General features: G+C 64.1%; 1 protein-coding gene. It reads right to left on the bottom strand.

Annotated features, from left to right (window positions below; all coding sequences use genetic code 11):
- The coding region (locus Q0288_RS16010) for a hypothetical protein (RefSeq protein WP_299432669.1) at positions 1-1,862 on the bottom strand (1,862 nt) is incomplete at both ends.

Raw genomic sequence — 1,862 nt, forward strand, 5'->3', positions numbered from 1 at the left:
GGTCTCGACCAGCTTCAGTACCGAGCCGATATCGCGAAAATGCTGCAAACCCGCCTCGCGCACCCGGCCCAGAAACTCGCGGGCCAGCACCGGTTCGTCGGCTTGCAGGGACTCTTCTGCAAAGCGGTAGAGCATCGGCACCGGATAGGCCCGGTGGGCGTGGGCCCGCTTGTGGTCACCCAGGATTTCCAGCATCGGGTGGCCCATCGAGCGCTTGGAGATCGCCAGCAGGTGATAAGCCATACCGCCAGGCTCCCCTTTCGATTCGCGCGCTGCCCGCTCCAGGTGGCGCACCGCCTCGGGATGCCGTCCTTCGCGGTGGCGCAGCATACCCAGTGCCAACAGGGCAGTCGCATCCTCGGCCCGCGCTACGGCATCGGTCAGGTAGGGTTCGGCTTCCTTCAGGTCGCCCAGCGGCACCCCATCCAGCGCTTCCGGCCCCCGCACCTTGAGGCCCACCAGCGCCAGGCCCAGTGCGCCGGAGGACTCGCCCAGATCGTAGAGGCGCTGGGCGTAGCGCTCGGCCCGACTCCACAAACCCTGCTGTAGGGTGGCTTGCAAACCCAGCCGCAGCAACCCCCGGGTGAGTAGGGCGGGCGAAAGGTCTTCCACAAACTCTACCCGGCGGCTGGCCTCGCTCCAATCCCCCTCCCGCGAGAGCCGCAGGGCCCGTTCCTCGGTACGCTCGAGGGCTATCTTCAGGTACACTTCGGCCTCGGGCAAACCACATTCGTAGAGTTGGCGCAGTGCTTCGGACAAGCGCCCCAGACCGATGCAAACTTTTCCCAGGGCCAGCTTGAAGCGTCCACCACGGCTGGCCAGCTCCTCCAGACGAGGCAGGGCCCTCCGGTAATCTTCCAGTTCGGCCCAGCACAACACCCGCAAATCCTCTGCTTCGGGGCGACCGGCCAGCGCCAGCGCCTCGTCTGCCTCGGCAAAGCGCGAGAGGGCCCACAGGGCCCTTCCCCGCAGATAGCTCGGTTCACCGACGGTGCCCGCGGGTACCCGCGTGAGAACTTCAGCATAGGCTCCTTCCTCGAGCAAGGCCCAGATTTCACCGGTGGACGGAAGGGGATCGGCCAGTAGAGCGGGCTCCGATATTCTTGGGGCCGGCTCTACCGGCGGAATCGGAAGCACTTGCGGCTCCGGTTGTAGCAGCACGGTGGGCATTCGCGCGGCAATAAGGGCATACTCACCCTCGCCCACCTGCTGCACCTCAGTAAAACCCAATTGTTGTAACGCTCTCATTGCTGCCCGGGGGTTCTTCCCCAAAAATGGGCCGTGTCCATAGGCCAGTACCCCCCCCGGTCTGAGCACGCCCCTCAGGCCCTGCAATCGCTGGCATAAGTCGAAATGTTGGAAGTAGGCGGCCTCCTCGAGGGACGCCGGCAAGGTACCCAGATAGCCCTCCGGCAGGCAGGAGAGCAGCAGCACCGCATCCATCAGGGGCAAGTCCTGCTGCATGGGAAACCAACCCTCGTGCCACTGTACGGTCTCCCCGGTGCGGGCCTTCCCCAGCATCACCGCCTGTGGCACCCCCTCCAGGGCATGCCATTCCAGTTCGGGGCGGGCTTCCTGCAACAGCTTGACCAGGGCCCCCGTAAAAGCCCCCACTTCCAGAACCCTGCCCTGGGCAGGAAGATACTGGGGTAAAACCTTTACGTAGAACTCGATAAAGGGCAGATGCATTGCATAAACCAGCGCTTCGAGACGCTCTCGAGGATGGCTCAGCAGCCCGGCATAAAAACTTCGCACGGCCTCTAAATTGCCCCCACTGGCCTCCAGATAGGCTTTCCAGGCGTTCAGAATAGGTCTTCGCCTCGAGGGGCTGCCCATTCGCTTGGCCAGCTCACTCTCAAAGC

The organism is uncultured Meiothermus sp. (assembly GCF_937863175.1).
Taxonomy (GTDB): domain Bacteria; phylum Deinococcota; class Deinococci; order Deinococcales; family Thermaceae; genus Meiothermus.